At 68.2% G+C, this 17111-nt stretch carries 13 protein-coding genes; all 13 read left to right on the top strand.

Annotated features, from left to right (window positions below):
* The first annotated feature begins 15 nt into the window (after positions 1-15).
* The 13 genes from F7R02_RS13660 to F7R02_RS13725 all read left to right on the top strand — a co-directional run bounded on the left by F7R02_RS13660 (position 16) and on the right by F7R02_RS13725 (position 17079).
* On the top strand, positions 16-1941 hold the full coding sequence (locus F7R02_RS13660) for an asparagine synthetase B family protein (RefSeq protein ID WP_078589076.1): 1926 nt from the start codon (positions 16-18) through the stop codon (positions 1939-1941).
* A 337-nt stretch (positions 1942-2278) separates the two neighbouring features.
* Entirely contained in the window at positions 2279-2767 is a 489-nt protein-coding gene (locus tag F7R02_RS13670; RefSeq protein WP_078589078.1) for a lasso peptide biosynthesis B2 protein, read from the top strand.
* On the top strand, positions 2764-4536 hold the full coding sequence (locus F7R02_RS13675; protein ID WP_235857273.1) for an ABC transporter ATP-binding protein: 1773 nt from the start codon (positions 2764-2766) through the stop codon (positions 4534-4536). The genes F7R02_RS13670 and F7R02_RS13675 overlap by 4 nt, the downstream gene beginning before the upstream one ends.
* Positions 4533-5762, top strand: a complete 1230-nt coding sequence (locus tag F7R02_RS13680) for a lipopolysaccharide biosynthesis protein (RefSeq protein WP_003482089.1) — start codon at positions 4533-4535, stop codon at positions 5760-5762. Before F7R02_RS13675 ends, F7R02_RS13680 begins: the two co-directional genes overlap by 4 nt.
* Before the next feature lie 60 nt (positions 5763-5822).
* Positions 5823-7124, top strand: coding sequence for a hypothetical protein (locus tag F7R02_RS13685; RefSeq protein WP_223301004.1), 1302 nt, complete (start codon positions 5823-5825; stop codon positions 7122-7124).
* Positions 7124-8077 carry an NAD-dependent epimerase/dehydratase family protein gene (locus F7R02_RS13690; RefSeq protein WP_005921813.1) on the top strand — a complete coding sequence of 318 codons (954 nt, stop codon included), beginning with the start codon at positions 7124-7126 and terminating at the stop codon, positions 8075-8077. Before F7R02_RS13685 ends, F7R02_RS13690 begins: the two co-directional genes overlap by 1 nt.
* Positions 8078-8414: 337 nt before the next feature.
* Complete coding sequence (locus tag F7R02_RS13695; RefSeq protein ID WP_003482096.1) at positions 8415-9167, top strand: TylF/MycF/NovP-related O-methyltransferase; 753 nt, start codon at positions 8415-8417, stop codon at positions 9165-9167.
* The gene (locus tag F7R02_RS13700; RefSeq protein WP_078589080.1) at positions 9164-10510 is read left to right on the top strand and encodes a hypothetical protein; all 1347 of its coding nucleotides are present in this window, start codon (positions 9164-9166) and stop codon (positions 10508-10510) included. Before F7R02_RS13695 ends, F7R02_RS13700 begins: the two co-directional genes overlap by 4 nt.
* Positions 10511-10562: 52 nt before the next feature.
* Entirely contained in the window at positions 10563-12404 is a 1842-nt protein-coding gene (gene asnB, locus F7R02_RS13705) for an asparagine synthase (glutamine-hydrolyzing) (protein ID WP_078589082.1), read from the top strand.
* Positions 12397-13425 carry a class I SAM-dependent methyltransferase gene (locus F7R02_RS13710; protein WP_078589084.1) on the top strand — a complete coding sequence of 343 codons (1029 nt, stop codon included), beginning with the start codon at positions 12397-12399 and terminating at the stop codon, positions 13423-13425. The genes asnB and F7R02_RS13710 overlap by 8 nt, the downstream gene beginning before the upstream one ends.
* Positions 13412-14668 (top strand): hypothetical protein, encoded by a 1257-nt coding sequence (locus F7R02_RS13715; protein ID WP_003482103.1) that lies wholly within the window; start codon positions 13412-13414, stop codon positions 14666-14668. The genes F7R02_RS13710 and F7R02_RS13715 overlap by 14 nt, the downstream gene beginning before the upstream one ends.
* Complete coding sequence (locus tag F7R02_RS13720; RefSeq protein WP_078589086.1) at positions 14665-15996, top strand: O-antigen ligase family protein; 1332 nt, start codon at positions 14665-14667, stop codon at positions 15994-15996. Before F7R02_RS13715 ends, F7R02_RS13720 begins: the two co-directional genes overlap by 4 nt.
* A gap of 3 nt (positions 15997-15999) precedes the next feature.
* Positions 16000-17079, top strand: a complete 1080-nt coding sequence (locus F7R02_RS13725) for a glycosyltransferase family 4 protein (RefSeq protein WP_005929055.1) — start codon at positions 16000-16002, stop codon at positions 17077-17079.
* Positions 17080-17111 lie beyond the last annotated feature (32 nt).

The following is a 17111-nucleotide window of genomic DNA, read 5'->3' on the forward strand; positions in this document are numbered from 1 at the left end:
GCATCACCTGGCGTCATGAGTGATTTCGCCGGCGTCTGGCGGCTGGATGGCGCGCCAGTTGCCCCGGGCGACATCCAGCGTTTGGGCCAGGCGCTGGACGCGCGCGGGATAGGTCCGGTGCGTGTCTGGCAGGATGGGTCGGTCGCAATCGTGCATCGTCAACATGTCTTTACCCCGCAGGATGCCGATGAGGCGATGCCCTGGGTGGGGGCATCCGGCGCGGTCCTGGCGGCCGACGTCAGGCTGGCCGCGCGCCAGGAACTTGCGTCTGCGCTGGAGCACCCCGCCAACGTCACCCTGCCCGATGGTGTGCTGCTGCTGGAGGCCTTGCAGTGCTGGGATACCGCGGCGCTGCCGCGCCTGCACGGGTGTTATGCATTGGCGCTGTATCGGCCGGACCGGCATCGCCTCTTGCTGGCCCGCGATCCGATTGGCTTGCGTTCGCTGTTCGTGCATCGCGGACCGCACCTGATCGCATTCGCCACTCGCCTGCGGGCGCTACTGGCACTTCCGCAGGTGCCGAAAGACCTGGACGAGCGCGCCCTGGCCGACAAACTGATCATGGACCGTGCTCGACCGGAGCGCACCATCTACCGCGCGATCGACCGGGTACCCATGGCGCATGCGGTCGTGCTGACCCCGGAGGCGACACACTGCCAGCGCTGGTGGTCGCCGCCCGAGGCCGGATCGCTGCGCTTGCGCAACGATGCCGAAGTGGAAGCTGCGGCAGCCGAGGTACTGGACCGTGCCGTGGCCGATGCGCTGCGCGCACGCGGACCGGTGGCCACCTGTCTGACCGGCGGACTGGATAGCGGTTCGATCACGCTGTCGGCAGCGCGGCAACAGGCGCCGTCGCCGTTGCTGGTGCTCACGCGTCAACCGCTGCCTGCGACTGCCGCTGCCACTGCGACCCACTACTACGACGAGTCGCCGCGCGCGCGGCGGCTGGCCGCCAGCCATCCAGGCATCGACTGGCACTTGGTCGGCGACGACGACGCGGACTGGGGCGAACACGATCCGGCATGCTGGTGGCGCGAGGGCGCACAGCCGGTCCGTTCGCCCTCGAACATGGCCTGGTTCTTTCCGTTTTACCGGTTCCTGCACGCACGCGGGAGCCAGGTGATGCTGGGCGGTGAACTGGGCAACGCCTTCTTCAGCTACGACGGCCTGTTGCGTCTGCCGCAGCTGGCGCGTCAGCGGCAATGGCGTGTGCTGGCCGGACAGGTCGATGCACTTGCCGGCAGCCTCGGCCTGAGTCGGCGCAAGACCGTGCAGCGCTATCTGCTGCGTCCTTTCGCGCCGGTTGCGCTGCTGCGCCTGTGGCATGGCCTGCCTGCCGCGGTCTGGGAAGCGCAGGCCGCACTCCAGCCGGCGCTGGCGCAGTCGCTTGGGATGCAGCAGTCGCTGGATCGGTCCAGATACCGGTTGCGCCTCGGCGGCGGCCACACGTCCCTGCCGACCTTCCGCGAGTGGATGCTGGGCGATGCCGGTCCGATGGACCTGGTCAACACGCTGCGCGCGGTGTCCGGGGTCGACACGCGTTATCCGCTTGTAGACCGACGGGTGATCGAATTCTTCGGCAGCCTGCCGTTGGATCAATTCCTGCGCGATGGTGTCAGCCGGTCGTTGCCACGCCGCTTGCTGGCCGCACGCGGCGCGCCGCCGGAGATCCACGCCAACCGTGCGGTCGGCGTGCAACAAGGCGACTGGTTCGCGCGGTTGAATGCGCAGCGCGATGCGCTGCACGCGCAACTGAGCAAAGCGCGCACTTCGCCGCTGGCCAATCGGGTCGTGGACCTGCAGCGCTTGCAGGCGCTGCTGGACCACTGGCCGCAGGATGCCGCAGCGGCCGAAGCGCGCCGCTTTGAGTATTTGCAGCTGCTGGCGTCCGGCTTGCAGATGGCGGGTTTCCTGGCCTGGCACGAGCGCGGCGGTGCGTGAGTACGGTGCATGCCCGAGCCAGCAGCAGCTGGATCCTGGTGGACGATGCGCCGTGATCGAAGCCACACCCGCACGCCCGGCTTGCCCGCGCTGGCGTTTGTTAGGCTAGCGGGCAGCGAGAACGCCTCGACACGCGCGCCAGTTCGGAGATGCGCAGGCGTGATCCGCTCGACCACCTTCCCCCACACGTGCCCTCTGCCATGCTCTCTTCATCGTCGGCCCTGCAGTCGCGAAAGCAGGCACCGCAGCCGCGTCTGCTCGCGCGCACCGCCATCGACGCCGAGACCGCCGTGCTGCGCCAGCGGTCCGCAGCGCGCGCGGACCGCTGGCAGTGAGCATGCCGCGCCTGCTCGTGCGCGGCTGCCGCATGCTTGCGGCCGTCGGCCGGCTGCCCCGGTTCGAACGGCTGCTGCTGGTGACGGCCTGGGTTCTGTTGGGCCTGGTGCGTGCGGCAGTGCGCTGGCTTGGCTTCCGCCGCCTCGCGCCCTGGCTAGGCGACCAGGTGTCCGTGCCACCGGCACTGCCAGGCCTGGATGCACGTGCTGAACGTCGCGCCCTGCAGATCGGCCGGACCGTCCGTCTGGCGGCCCGCTACACGTACTGGGACTCCAATTGTCTGGCGCAGGCGCTGGCCGCACATTACCTGCTGGGCTTGTTCCGGGTCGCCCATTTGCTGTGCCTGGGGGTGACGCGCAGCGACGATGGCGCGCAACTGCAGGCGCATGCCTGGGTGCTCGCTGGTAGCGCGCGCGTCACCGGGGGCCGCGCGAGCGAGCGGTTCACCCGCGTCGGCTGCTTCGTGCCGCGCGCACGGCAGGCCCGATGAGGGTCGTGCACGGCATGGCGCGCCTGTTGCGGTGGGCGCCAGGTCGCCAGCGACTCGGGCTGTTCGTGCTGATGGTGCTGGCCGGCGCGACGGAGGGCATCGGGATGCTGTTGCTGGTGCCCTTGCTCGGTGCCTTGCAAGGCGACGCCGCCGCCACGGACGGGCTGGCAGGGCAGTTGCTGCGCGTCCCCATCGCCCTCGGACTTCCGACAAGCTCGCCGATTCCCTTGCTGCTGCTGTTCTGTACGGTCGTGCTGGTGCGCACTGCGATCCAGCTCGGCCGCGAGCGGGCGGCAGCACAGCTGCAACAAGATGTGGGCGAGCGGCTGCGCATGGCCAGCTTCGCGGCGCTGCTCGGGGCGCAGTGGCGCTGGTTGGTCGGTCAGCGCACCGCCGACCACGCCAGCCTCATGCTCAGCGACGTCAGCCGCGCCGAAGTGGGTCTGGGACAAGGCTTGGCGCTGCTTGCCGCCGGGACGACCGCCTTGCTTTACCTGCTCGCTGCGATTGCGTTGTCCTGGCAGCTGGCGCTGGTCGCGCTGCTGAGTGGGGCGGTGCTGTTGTTGTCCACGGACCAGCGGCGGCGCGGGACGGTCGTGCTGGGTCGCCAACTGACGCAGGCCAACCAGCGCTTGCACGCCGGTCTGCATGACCGCTTGTCGGGATTGCGCCTGGCCAAGATCCTGGGCGCCGAAGCGCGCCACCTGGCAGCATTCGGGCGCACGGCGCGTGCCATGCACGACCAGCAGCTGCGGTTCGCCCATGGCCTGAGCAGTTCCAAGGCCTTGCTCCATGGCGCCGGGGCGGTCCTGCTGGCGTGCTACGTCTATGCGGGCCTGCAGCTCCTGCACATGGCCATGGCCGAACTTCTGGTGCTGGTCGCAATCTTCGCCCGGCTGTTGCCACTAGTGAGCAACATCCAACAGCAACGCCAGTATTGCCTGCATGCAATGGCCGCGTTCGACGAGATCGAAGGCCGCCTGCAGGAGAGCCGGACCTGGGCCGAGCCGCCGTTACCCGAGACCACACCGCCGATCCGGCTGACAGCCTCGATTGCGCTGTCTGCAGTCCAGGTCCAGTACCCCGGACGCGGCACGCCCGCGCTGCAGGATCTGTCGTTACTGCTGCCGGCGCGGACGACCACCGCCGTGGTCGGCGCCTCCGGTGCAGGCAAGAGCACCCTGGCCGATGTCCTGAGCGGCCTGCTTGGCCCAGACCAAGGCACACTGGAAATCGACGGCGTGGCGCTGGATGCAGCCGCGCGACGGGCCTGGCGCCGCTCGGTGGCCTATGTCTCGCAGGACGCCTTCCTCCTCAACGACAGCGTGCGCAATAACCTCTTGATCGCCTGTCCGGATGCAAGCGAACAGGCGCTACACGCTGCGCTGGAGCAGGCAGCTGCCCAGTTCGTGCATGCCCTGCCGCAGGGTTGGGATACGCCGGTCGGCGAGGGCGGCATGCCATTGTCCGGTGGCGAGCGCCAGCGGCTGGCACTGGCGCGTGCGCTGCTGCAACGCCCGGCATTGCTGATCCTGGACGAGGCGACCAGCGCGCTGGACCACGACAACGAGACGCGCATCCGCAGCGCCATCCAGGGCCTGCATGGCGAGCTGACCGTCCTGCTCATCGGCCATCGGCTGGCCTTGCTGGAACAGGCCGACACCGTGCTGGTCCTGGACCAGGGGCGGTTGGTGGCGCAGGGCCCGTGCCAGGCAGTGGCGCAGGGCCCGTGCCAGGCAGTGGCGCCGGTCTGGATCGGCGCCCGGTGACGCCGCATCTGTCGCCTGCATGGCGTGGCCTTGTGCGCGGCTTGTCGGCGCAGTGGCTGTCGATCCTGTTCACCGCTGCGGTCTCGCTGGCGCTGTCGGTGTGGCTGGCACGCGGGATGGGCCCGGCCGGCTTCGGCCGCTACGCCTACCTGCTCAATCTGGCGACCTTGCTGGCGCTGTTGCAGGATGCCGGCATGCGCACCCTGGTATTGCGCGAAGGGGTTGCGGCCGGCATCCCGGCGACGCTGGCGCGCGCGCTGCCTGGTCTGGCACGCGGGCATCTGCTGTGGTCCACGCTGCTGCTGGTCGCCGCAACCCTGGCGGCGACGCGCGCCGGCAGCGATCCGGCACTGGTCTGGGCGGTGCTGTGCTTCGGTGCGGTCACGTTGACCCAGCTGGTGTCGGCGCAATTGAAGGCGGCGGGCCAGTGGCAACGCGACGCCAGCTGGCTGGCGGGTGCGCGCGCACTCAGCGCGCTGCTGGTGGTGACGGCGGTGCTGCTGCTCGGTCACGCCCCCGGCGTGGTCTTTGCTGCGTGGGCAGGCGGCCTGCTGTTGGCCTATGTCTGGCTGGGGCGAGGCCTGCATGAGCGACCGCACTGGCGGCCACAGCCGCTGGCGTATCGCGCGGCCGCCGGCTTTTTCTGGATCGACACCGCCACCGGTCTGTACCGTCGCAGCGACGTGGTGATCCTGCAGCACACGGTGCCTGCGGCGGAGGTGGGCCAGTATGCCGCCGCGTATCGCGTGTTCGATGGCGTGCTGTTGCTGGCGATGCCGGTCGCCTTGCTGCTGTTCCGCCAGCTGCGCCTGGCGCGCGCGCAGGCAGGCCGCGCGCGTCGGCTGGAAGATCGCGCCCTGTGGCTGGCCGCTGCGGCGGGGCTGGCACTGGCGGCCAGCGGCGCCTGGCTCGGGAACTGGCTGATGGAGCTGTTGTACGGAGCGTCCTATCGCGCGGTGGCGGGGCAACTGCTGGGCTGGTTGTTTGCCGCCTTCGTGTTCGTGCTGCCGAACTACGTGCTGACCCAGGCCGCCATCGCCTGCGACCAGCAGCGTTGGTACGTGCTCGGCGCGAGTGTGGCGGCGGTGGTCAACATCGCGCTGAATCTGCTGCTCACCCGCCGCTACGGTGTGCACGGCGCAGCGATCGCTGTGATCGCCACCGAGGCGGTGCTGACCGCCACCTTGTGGTGCGGGCTGCGGACTGCAGGGCGCGCGCGCGCATAGTCGCGTTGCCGCCGTCGCAATCGCTGTGGCACAGTGCTGGCGATACGGCGTGGCGCTTCCATGCCTCCCTTGAACCGCAGCGACGATCTGATGCCGGGTATAGACGAGATCCCTGAACGCCGTGACGAGGTCTCCCTGGGCGATCTATTGCTGGAAGTGCTGCGCTTCTACCAACAGTTCGGCCGCCTGCTGATTCCGCTGGCCGTGCTGTGCGGCGTACTGGCCGGCGTGGTCGTCGCCACGCGGCCCCTGTATGCGCTCACCGCGCTGCTGGAAACGCCGCAGATGAGCCTGGAACAATGGCGCAAGCTGCAACCCATGCTGGCCGACCGTCAGTTGGTGGCGGCCTCGCTCGCCAGCATGACCGAGCTGCCGCCGGAGCAGCGCGAACGCCTGCAACGCGCCTTCGTGCTCAAGAAATACTGGGACACGCGCGTGACCTACCGCAGCGCGGTCGAACGCGACGACATCCGCCAGCAGGTCAACATCGATGCGAAAAGCGTCGGCGCGCTGGGATTGGAAGTGTCGTTGTATGCACGCGACGATGCGGCCGCGAACCAGCAGCTGGACGCCATCGCGCAGCACGTGCGCCAGGTCGTGCTGTGGGGCGGGTTGCGCGACTACCTGGACAGCCTGCGCCAGCAGACGCTCGAACAACGCCCGCAGTTGCAGATCGACCAGATCCAGCAACGCTACGCGATCGAACAGAACGAACGCCAGGCTGCGGACATGCAGCAGTTGCTGGAGCGCTATCCGGAACTGCGGCGCAACGAGGTCAACACGGTCGTGTCGGTCGGCGATGGCGGTGGACGCTACCTTTCGCCGCTGGCGCAGATCGTCGCATTGCAGTCGACCATCGCCGGGACGCGGACCACCTTGCGTCAGGTGGAACGCGAGCTGGAACAGCTGGACGGCAAGCAGCGCTTTCTGGCGCGGGTGGACCAGCGCGCGCCGGGCCTGCATCTGGGCCGGGCCCTGGCAGACTGGGTGCAGAGCTGCCGACGCGCCGTCTTCGGCAGCGGCACCCCCTCCGGCTCGGCGCTGTCGCAGGTCGCCAGCGAAATAGACTTGGCGCTGTCGCAACAGCGCTGGCGCGCGCAATTGGTGCGCTACCGGGCGATCCCGGCGTTATCGCCGGCGCCGGTACCCTCGCGCCGGCCGGCGCTGGTCGCGCTGGCGGTGTTTCTTGGGGTGTTGCTGGTCGCCTCGTTGGGATTGGCAATGTATGTGATCGCGCGTCGCCATGGCGACCGGCATGCATCCTGGTCGGCGCACGCCGATCCGTTGTTTGCGTGGTTGCCGCAGCGCATGCGTGGCCTGTTGCTCGGGCCGACCGACGCGCGCCCGCTGGGGTCTGGATGATGCGGGTGCTGGTCACCGGCGCGGCCGGGATGATCGGGAGACGCGTGGCGAGCGCGCTGTTGCAGCGAGGCGACGCGGTGGCAGGCCTGGACGATCTGTCCAGCGGCATGTCCCTGCCGCACGGCCTGCATGCGGCCATCGTTGCCGACGTGGGCGAGCGTGAGACGGTCGCCGTCGCGTTGCGCGAGTTCCGCGCCGATGCGCTGATCCATCTGGCCGCCATCCACCATATTCCCACCTGCGAGACGCAGCGCATGCGTTGCCTGCAGGTCAACGTGGTCGGCACCGAGAGCGTGCTGCACGCCGCCAGCGACGCGGCGCTGCGGCAGGTCGTGATCGCCTCCAGCGGCGCGGTCTACGCCTGGGGCGACGGCGCGCTGGACGAACACGTCAGCGCCACCGACGCGCGCGACAACTATGCGCTGTCCAAACTTTGCAACGAAGCGCAATTGCGCTTGTGGTGCGCTGCCGCGAACGGCCGGCGCGGGCGCGCGGCGCGGCTGTTCAACACCATCGCCCATGACGATCCCAATGCGCACCTGATACCGGACGTGTTGGCGCAACTGGCGGCCGATCCGGCCGCGACGCCAACCTTGCGCCTGGGCAACCTGCAACCGTGCCGGGACTATCTCCACGCAGACGACGCTGCGGCAGGGCTGATCGCACTGCTCGACGATGCGCGGCCGGACCCGGCCTTCGATGTCTTCAATCTGTGCTCGGGCGTTGAGCATTCGGTTGCCGAACTGGTGGAGCAGATCGGCGCCGTGCTAGGGCGATCGCCGCGCCTGGAAGTCGACCCGCAGCGTCAGCGGCGTATCGACCGTCTCCATCAGTTGGGCGATCCGGGCAAGGCGGCGCGCGTGCTGGGTTGGCGTGCACGCTGGAGTCTGCGCGAGGCACTGCAGCGCGTATTGGGAGTCACCGATGCGCCCACCGCCGGGCAACATGCGTGAGCCCGCGCGATGCGATCACGTCGCCCGCTGCCACGCTGATCGCAACGCCTGCGGTGCAAACAGCCCGCGTTGTCGTGCGACACCATCGGCGCATCACCATCGCAGGTCGAACGGTTGCGGCGGCGGCACCACGCGCCCATCTCGAGATGGGTCTGCTCAGTGCGTAAATCCGGCGCCATACCGACCAGGCATTCACCGCCGCACAGGCGCTGCAGCCCATTAGCTTTGGCGCTGGCCAAATGCGCCCGATTGTCTGTATGGAAAGTGCGGCCTGCAATTGCGTTAGCGCGTCCCCAGCCCGGATACTCCCACTGCGGTCTTCCCCGTTCTTGCGAAGGTGTCTGGCTTGTCTGCGACGACCATTGAACGCCTTAAGTTCGCCTATCGTCGGTTGCGCGTCGGCGCGAACCTGCACCGTAACGATGCGCTCGGCGCGCTGTTTCGGGCATGGGCGTATACACATGCCACGCAGCTGACGGGCGACTACTACGAGTTCGGCGTCTATCGCGGCAACAGTCTCGCTCACGCGTGGCTGTGCTACCGCCATCACCGACGCCATCTCGAGCGCAGTGCGCGATTGCCCTACCGTCGGCAGGGAACGGTGTCGGCGTTTCTGGCGCAGCGTCCACGGTTCTACGGTTTCGATACGTTTGCCGGGATGCCGGCCAATCTGGAAGGCGAAGACAGCTTGGCGGGCGGCAGCTTTCTCGCCTCACTGGCCCAGGCCCAGGCACGCTGTGCCGCCGTTGGTTTGAAAGCACCGGATCTGCAGCTGGTGCAAGGCTTGTTCGCCGACAATGCTGCAGCCATCGGCCACACGCACGCAGCCATCGTGCATGTGGATTGCGATCTCTACAGCTCGGCACACGACGCACTGACCTTGATCGCACCGCGTCTGGTGCAGGGCAGTGTGCTGCTGTGCGACGACTACGATCTGTTTCGCGCCGACAACCGACAGGGCGAACGCCGGGCGCTACAGGAATGCGCGGACCACGTCGGCATCGCATTTGAGCCCTGGTTTGCCTATGGCGCCGCCTCGCGCGCTTTTCTGTGCCATGTACCGACGCCTGCATCCGCCGCGCAGCCATGATCGCCGCGCAACGCATGCGCGCGGGGTTCGTTGCCGGCGCAGTGCTGTATGCGCTCGGTCAGGGCTGCGCGCTGCTATTCCAGTGGCTCTTGCTACGTCGGTTCGGCCTGCAGGGCTATGGCGACGTAGGGCTGGCGCATCTTGGCTTGGTCACTGTGCTGTTCCTGGCCGATCTGGGCTATGCCTCGCTCTTTCTGCGCGAGGATCCTGCGGCACCTGGCTGGAACGCGCGTTGGCGCCAGGCGCTGTGGCACCGCTTGCTCGCCACCGTGGTGCTGGATCTGCTGTGGATCGCCGGCGTCTGGTGGTCCGGTCGCGGCCAAGGCGAAGGGTTCCGCTATCTGCTGGCGGTGCTCTCGGCGACGGTGTTTGGCTTGGTGGGCTATTCGGCGCCGCTGCTCGCCCGCGGGCGGATGCTGGCCGGATTCATCGTGCAGCAGGTGGCGATGCCGGCGACGATCCTCGCCTGGTTCGTGCTGCAACAGCTGCCAGGCTGGAACGGCGGGCTTGGCGCCGGGCTGGCTGTCAGCTTGGGCTATCTACTGCAGGCCCTGGTCAACATCGCCGTGTTCGGTGCACCGCTGCAGTTGCTATGGCCGCGTCGCGGTGGCGGCCGGCGCATGCTGCGCCCCGCGCTGCAACTGTCCTTGCTGAGCATCGCCGGCACCTTGCACGATCGGTTGACACCGCTCTTGCTGGCGTCGGTCGCGCCGGCATTTTTGCCGGTGTATTTGTTCCTGAACTATCTGCTCAATGGGGCCAGTGGTGTATTCAACCAGTTCAACCGCCTGTTGGTGGCCGACGCGCGCGGCCCGGCCGGGGAACACTGGGCAGGCGCGCTGGTCTCGTTGGTGCTGGGCGCAGCCGCTGTGGGCGCGTTGGCGCTGCTGGTGATTGCAGCCGCCTGGGGCAGCGCCGAGCAGCGCGCGTGGCTGCCATGGGTCACCCCGGTACTGGCCGCAGGCGCGACCACACTACTCAGCAGCGTGCTGGCGGCCTTGCTGATCGGACGCCATCGCGAAGCGACGATGGTTCCGTTGTTGTTGGGCGGCGCGCTCTGCAGCGCGCTCCTGCAGGTCGCGGCAGCGGCGGCGCATGCACCACAGTGGATGCTATGGCTGCGATTCCTGTGCGTGCTCGCCATGGCGGCGGCGAGTCTGCACCTGTGCGGGCTGCGCTTGAACGCCGGCGGCTACGCGGCCTTGCTGTCGGCGGTGCTCGCGGTCTCGCTCGGTGGCGGCCCGGTGACCATGACACTGGCGGCGTTGTTGCTGGTGCCGGTGGCGTGGACGGTATGGCAGCGCCGCAGCCTGCTGCACACCACGTTGTCAGCGCGCGCGTGATGCATGATTGCGCCTTGATTGCGATGTTCTGCTTTCGGCATCGGGGGCCATCATGTGCGGCATAGTCGCGCTGCGCAGCTTCGTTGCGGAGGTGCCGTTGCAGGCGCTGGCCGAGCGCGCGCTAGACGCCTTGTCACGTCGCGGCCCGGATGCGCAGGGTCTGCTGTGCCTGGAGCAGCCAGTGCCGACGGCGCTAGGCCACCGTCGCTTGGCGATCCTGGACTTGAGCGCTGCTGCGACCCAGCCAATGCGCTGCGCCGAGACCGGCAACGTGCTGGTGTTCAATGGCGAGATCTACAACTTTCTTGAGCTGCGCCGCGAACTGGAAGGGTTGGGTCATCAATTCCGCACCGACAGCGATACCGAGGTCATCCTGCATGGCTGGCGCGCATGGGGCGAGGGGCTGTTCCCGCGTTGCAACGGCATGTGGGCGCTGGTGCTGCTGGAGCAGGCAAGCGGCGATCTGATCTATTGCCGCGACCGGCTGGGCGTCAAACCGTTGTATCTGCACCACGACGGGCGGCAGCTGGTGCTGGCCAGCGAGATCCGCGCCATCGCTGCCAGCCTGGGGGGCTACCCGCCACCCAATCCCGCCGCGGTGTTCGATTTCCTGGTCACCGGCATGTCCGACCACACCACCGAAACCTTTTATGCCGGCATCCGCGCGGTTCCTCCCGGCTGGCTGTACCGGGTATCGCCAGCCGGCCATAGCCGGCGCACGCCGTACCACCAGTGGCCATTGCCTGGAGCGGTTGCTCCGCTGGATGCGCAGGCCACCTTGGAGCTGCTCGAGGACTCCACCCGCCTGCGCTTGCGCTCGGATGCGCCCACGGTGTCACTGCTGTCGGGCGGATTGGACAGCTCAATCCTGACCACCCTGAGCGTGCAGGCCGGTGCGCTGCCACGCACCTGTTTCGCCGGCGCCTTCACCTACGGCTACGACGACACCGAGCAGGCCGGCTTCGACGAAACCGAGGCCGCAGCGAGCTTGATGCAAACGCTGGGGCAGAGCGAGCGTCACTTCGTGCATCGCGCCCGCGCGATTCCGGACGAGGAGGAACTGCTGGCACTGGTGGCGGCGCAGGAAGAGCCGTTCTGTACGCCGTCGATACTCGCCAGTTTCCGTATGTATCGCGCCATCCGCGCCGCCGGTTACAAGGTGGTGCTCAATGGTGAAGGCGCCGATGAGCTGTTCGGTGGCTACGTGCGCCTGTACCTGGCTTTGAGCGCGCGCAGTGCGCTGCACCAGGCACGACTGCCGACCGCCATCAGGCTGCTGTCCACCGGTGCGGTGGACCCGCGTCTGCTGCTCAATCGTCTTGCATGGGATCTGCCAGCCGGCGCGCTGGGCGCACTGCTGCGCCGGCAGCGGCCGAGCGTGGCCTGCATGTCCTCGGCACTGTGGCACGACCAAGCCGCCCGGCTGCAGTTGTTGCAGGTTGATCGCCGCGTCGATATCGAGGCGCGTTTGCGTCGCGACGTGCTGTCGACCAATCTGCCGATGGTGTTGCGCATGACCGACCGCAACAGCATGTCCGCCGGCATCGAGGTGCGCGCGCCGTTCCTGGACTATCGCGTTGTCGAACGCGCGTTGTCGACGGCTGCGCTGCAGCGGATGGGCGACTATCACGGCAAGGCCATGTTGCGGCACGCGTTCGCCGAGCGCCTGCCGGCACGCGTGACCACGCAGCGCAAGAGCACCGGCTTCGGACATGCCGAACAGTTTCTGGTCGATCGCATGCCGTTGCAGCAGGCGCTGGCGACGTTGCCGGAAGGCGTGAACGAACTGCTGAATGTCGCGAGGCTGCGCCGGGAGCTTGCCAGCGGACGATCGCACAGCACGCTGTGGTTCGCGGTCTCGGTCGCGCTGTGGTATCGGAGCGTCTATGCGTAACGCGCCGCCGACGGTACAGGAGCTGTGGACGCCCGACCACGGGCATTGCCGCTGTTGCGGCGGCACGCAAGCGCAACGCACGGTCTGGGCGGAAGTCTATGTAGGGACTGGTCAGGAGCTGCGCCGCTGCGGTGCGTGTGCGGCGGTGTATCTGGCGCCTGACCTCACCGAAGCGGCGCTACAGCACTTCTATGCCCACGATTATCGGCAGCTGTTTCCCGCGGAAATCCCGTGGGGTAGCCAGCGGCGCTTCTTTGCGTGGCGCGGCGACCGCTGGATCGCGCACAACCGGCTACAGCGGATCGCGCCCGCCCTTGCACCGGCAGCCAGGGTGTTGGAGGTGGGCTCGGGTTTTGGTGCCTTTCTTGGCGCCGCTGCCGCCACGCGACCAGACCTGCGCCTGTCGGCGTGCGAGCCGGATGTGACGCATCGCCACGTCTTGCTGGATGGCGCGGCGGTCACCTTCCTGCCTGCGCTGGACACGCTGGCCGACGGGGAGTTCGAGGCCGTGGTCGCCTTCCATGTGCTTGAGCACTTGACCGACCCGCGCGCGTTCCTGTCGTCGCTGGCGCGCATCCTCGTTCCCGAGGGACAGGCGTGGATCGAGGTCCCGGACCTGATGAGTGGATGGCGTTCGCGCAACTATGTCCACCCGGCCCATCTAAGCTATTTTTCGGCGCCGTTGCTACGACGGCTGGCCAATGCGGCAGGCCTGGAGGTCGTTTCCTGCGGTCCGTATTCCGATCGTGGTGTGTTGGCTGGAAACATCTGGCTGCATCTGCGGCAGCCTGCGCAACCGCACGCCGCGGCGTCGCTGGCGCTGGCGCTGGCCGATTCGCACGAGGTCGACGCAGTCGACGCACGGCTGGACATGGTCCGGTGGAGCCGGCGGGACCGGCTGCAGCGGCGGCTCAAGCACGGCCTGATCCGGGTGCTCGGCAGAGGTCTGTTCGGTGAACTGCAGCGCTGGCGTGGCTACCGCCAGCTGCGCAAGGACCAGGTGCACGATGGACTTCGCTGACTTCCAGCAGGCCGTGCACGCCCAGTTCGGCGCGGAGGCGGCCGCGGTACGCCATGAGATCTACTTCCTGACCCGCCGACGCGGTGCAGGGCTGCGTGCCGCTCTGGCTGTCCTGCGTGATGCATGGCTGTGCCTGCGGCTGCCGCAACGCCCGCCCGTGCTCTCGGAGTGGACGGCGCTGGCAACCCTGCCGGGCAGCAACGGCTGGGGCGCACTGGCGCCGTACCTGGCCGATCTGCAGCGGCAGGGTGCGGCATGCACGGTGCTGATCCATCCGCGCCTGCGCGGCAGCGTCGAGGGACAGCTGCCCGCACGACCAACCTGGGCCGGCTGGCAGGCGGCGTTGCGCGCGCTGGCCCTGCGCCGCACGCCGCTCGGGCCGGCGGTCGCCTCGCTCTGGATCGTGCGCGCCTGCGTCTTGCGCCAGCGCCTGTGGCACGGCGCATGGCAACGCACGCTGGGCGCCGCGCCGGCAGGAGCAACACTGCTGCTGCACAACGACTTCGACATGTATGCGGCGGCGGCACTGCACGCTGCCGGCGACGGCTGGCGGAGCGTATGCGTCCAGCATGGTCTGCCAACCGACGAGTTCTTCCCGGTCCGGGCGCGGCACCATTTGCTGTGGGGACCTAGTAGTGCGCAGGTCTACCGCAAGCACGGCGTCGCACCGGCGGCCATCGGCTATGGGCCAGCGATGGCGTTGACCGATCTCGATACCGCAACGGTGCCAACCACGCTGTATCTGATGTCGCAGAGCCACACACCGATTTATGGACCCACCCTTGCCGCGCATCTGTTGGCCTTGGCGCACGCGCTGCCGGCGCTGGAGGCAGACGGCGTGGCCGTGCGCATCCTGCTGCATCCGGAGGAAGTGCGCGGTACCCATCCGTATGCAGAGCCGGCACTGCAACGACGCTGCCAGGCGCCCCCGCACGCGATCCTGGAGGCGGATGCAGGTCCGGCACTGGTGGTGGGATTTTGTTCCACCGCGCTGCTGCAGGCCGCCTGCCGCGGTCACTACGTGATCGGCATGGCCTGGCCCGCCTCCGCGTCCCACGATGCGTTGGCGGTCGGGCGGCCCGCACATCAGGTCGCCGATGCCGACGCGCTGGCTGCACTGGTCCGGGCGCTGCGCAGCGATGCGGGTGCGCGAGCGCGATTCGCCGCGCAGCAACGCCATTGGCTGCAGCAGACCTTCGCGGCCGATGCGCGATGGCCGCACCATCTGGAAGCGACCCCGTGAAACGCGCCTATCTGCTGCTGGCGGTGCTGCTGGCGATCCACCTGGGCGATCTGCTGGTGGCCTGGCTGTACCACGGCGGGGCGCTGCCGGCGGCCGCCCTGCTGCGGCCGATGCGCGATGGCACGCTCATCGTGCTGGCCGCCATTGCACTGGCGACGGTGCGCATGCCGCGCGCCTTGCTGGCGATAATCCTGGTGTTTGGCATGATCGGGCTGGCCTATGCGCCGGTCGGGTACGCCCACGGGTTGCCGGCCGGCATCGTGGTCGGCTCGCTTGGCACCTTGCTGCTGCCGATGCTGCTGGTGCTTGCCGGGTATTGGTGCATGCCGCATCCGCACGATGTCAGGCGCGGGGCGCGCTGGCTGGTCTGGTTGGGCATCGTCAGTGCTCTGTTCGGTGCGTGGGACTTGGCGCATACCGATTTCTGGGTGCAGACCGTGCGGTTGCCGGACTACTTGGCCGAGGTGAAAGGCGTGCTTCCCAAGGACACCGACCCGGACACCGGGCTGCCATGGAACTTCTTCGGCGGCGAGGATTACGCGCGCCGTGCCGGTGGACTGGTGGCAGCTCCCCTGGCGCAGGGCCAGTTCCTGATTACCGCGGCACTGGCGGCACTGGGTCTGTGGCAGCGGCGCTGGCCGTGGCGCGCCCTGCTTACGTGCCTGGGCTTGCTGGTGGGGGTGTGGATGTCGGGCACACGGGGCGCCATGCTGGCCGGCATCGTCGGGGTGCTGGGCTACCTGGTCAGCTCACGCGGTCTGGTGCGATCGCCCTGGGCGCGGCTGCTGCTGGTGGGCGGAATCGCGGCGATGCTGGCGGCCGCGTCCTACGGCATTGTGGTGACGTCGGTGAATTTCCGCGACGGCTCCACCATCGGCCACTGGTACGCGCTGCAGCGCAATCTGGCCGATCTGCACCAAGTGGTCCTGTGGGGCGGCGGGTTGGGTCGCCAGGGGGCGGTTGCTGCGCGTCAGGCGTTGACCGATCTGGGCGGTGGCGAAGGTGCCATCTTTACCATCGCGTATCAGATGGGGTTACCGGCGGCCCTGCTGTTTCTGGGCTTTATCGGCTGGAGCCTGCGCGCGCTCTGGCGCGCCTATCGCCAATGCGACAATCACCTGGCATTGGCGATGTTCTGGCTGTTGTGCGGCATGGCGACAACCTTGATCTCGTCAGACAACGCAATGACCGTGTCTGGCGCTGGAGGGTTCTGGTTGCTACTGGGCGGCGCGTTGCGTCATTGCCAATGTCCGCTGCCAACCCGACGAGCGATCGCGCGTACACGCAGGGACCACACCGCGCCCGCCGCCGGCATGGCCGCAGGTTGAGCGATGCGTATCCTGCACGTCTATAAGGATTTCGCGCCGCACAGCGGCGGCGGCGGGGTGGCGCGGCACATCCATGGGCTGGCAGTGACCCTTGCCGATGCCGGGCATACGCTGCGGATCGTGGCCCCGTTGGCCGAGGACGGCATCTCGCCACACGGCTATACGGTAGTCCGCGCCACCGCATCGCAGCTCTGGCATCACGTCGGCTGGGCCGATGTGGTGCACGTGCACGGTGCGCGCACGCCAATCGCCGCGATCGCCGGTGCGCTTGCCCGGCTGCGCGGCAAGCGTGTGATCTATACACCGCATTGTTATTACGATGACGATCTTGCGGCGAGCAAGCGCGCGCGCAAGTGGTGCTGGGATCGCTTGATCGAGAAGCCGCTGCTGCAAAGCGCACAACCCACCGTGCTGCTGTCGGCGTATTGGCAGCAATACCTCTCACAGCGTCGGCTGCCGCCCAAGCGCGCCCTGCTGCTGCCCAATGCCGTGCTCGCCGCCGAGCAGTGCCTGCCCGCGACGTCACGGCAGCCGTTGCTCGGTGCTCCGGCGCTGCTGTCGGTCGGCCGCCTGGACGCGGTCAAACGGCTACAGGATGCGATCGCAGCCCTTACCCAGCCGAACATGGACGCAGCCGTGTTGCACGTGGTCGGACGTGGCCCGGATCGGGCACGCCTGGAAGCCTGCGCCGTGGCATTGGGGGTTGCTGCACGCGTGCACTTCCATGGCTTCGTCAGCGATGCCGAGGTTGCAGCGATGGCGGCACAGGCCGATGTCTTCGTGCTGCCATCGGCCGTCGAGGGCATGCCGACCGTCTTGATCGAAATGCTGCTGCATGGGTGTCCGGTGGTTGCCAGCGACATTCCCGGCAATCGCTCGATCCTGGCCCAGATCGGCCTGCAGGCGGCCTTGCACCGGCTCGGCGACAGCGCCGCGTTGGCGGGATGCATTCGCGTGCAACGACAGCAGCGGATTGGGCCGGAACGCATCGCGCGTGTCCGGGCAGATTTCACCTGGGAGGGCCTGCGAGCGCAGGTGCTGGCACTGTACGATGCTCAGGTCGTAAAGGAACCCGCAACTTGACCACATCGCCGGCTCGCCTGTCCTTTCTCGGA

Origin of the sequence: Xanthomonas cissicola, from assembly GCF_008801575.1 — a bacterium.
GTDB lineage: Bacteria > Pseudomonadota > Gammaproteobacteria > Xanthomonadales > Xanthomonadaceae > Xanthomonas > Xanthomonas cissicola.

Coding starts and splice junctions, on each gene's coding strand:
- asnB (WP_078589082.1), top strand. CDS start 10,563: ATGTGCGGCATAGTCGCGCTGCGCAGCTTCGTTGCGGAGGTGCCGTTG.
- F7R02_RS13725 (WP_005929055.1), top strand. CDS start 16,000: ATGCGTATCCTGCACGTCTATAAGGATTTCGCGCCGCACAGCGGCGGC.
- F7R02_RS13715 (WP_003482103.1), top strand. CDS start 13,412: ATGGACTTCGCTGACTTCCAGCAGGCCGTGCACGCCCAGTTCGGCGCG.
- F7R02_RS13675 (WP_235857273.1), top strand. CDS start 2,764: ATGAGGGTCGTGCACGGCATGGCGCGCCTGTTGCGGTGGGCGCCAGGT.
- F7R02_RS13700 (WP_078589080.1), top strand. CDS start 9,164: ATGATCGCCGCGCAACGCATGCGCGCGGGGTTCGTTGCCGGCGCAGTG.
- F7R02_RS13710 (WP_078589084.1), top strand. CDS start 12,397: ATGCGTAACGCGCCGCCGACGGTACAGGAGCTGTGGACGCCCGACCAC.
- F7R02_RS13670 (WP_078589078.1), top strand. CDS start 2,279: ATGCCGCGCCTGCTCGTGCGCGGCTGCCGCATGCTTGCGGCCGTCGGC.
- F7R02_RS13660 (WP_078589076.1), top strand. CDS start 16: ATGAGTGATTTCGCCGGCGTCTGGCGGCTGGATGGCGCGCCAGTTGCC.
- F7R02_RS13690 (WP_005921813.1), top strand. CDS start 7,124: ATGCGGGTGCTGGTCACCGGCGCGGCCGGGATGATCGGGAGACGCGTG.
- F7R02_RS13685 (WP_223301004.1), top strand. CDS start 5,823: ATGCCTCCCTTGAACCGCAGCGACGATCTGATGCCGGGTATAGACGAG.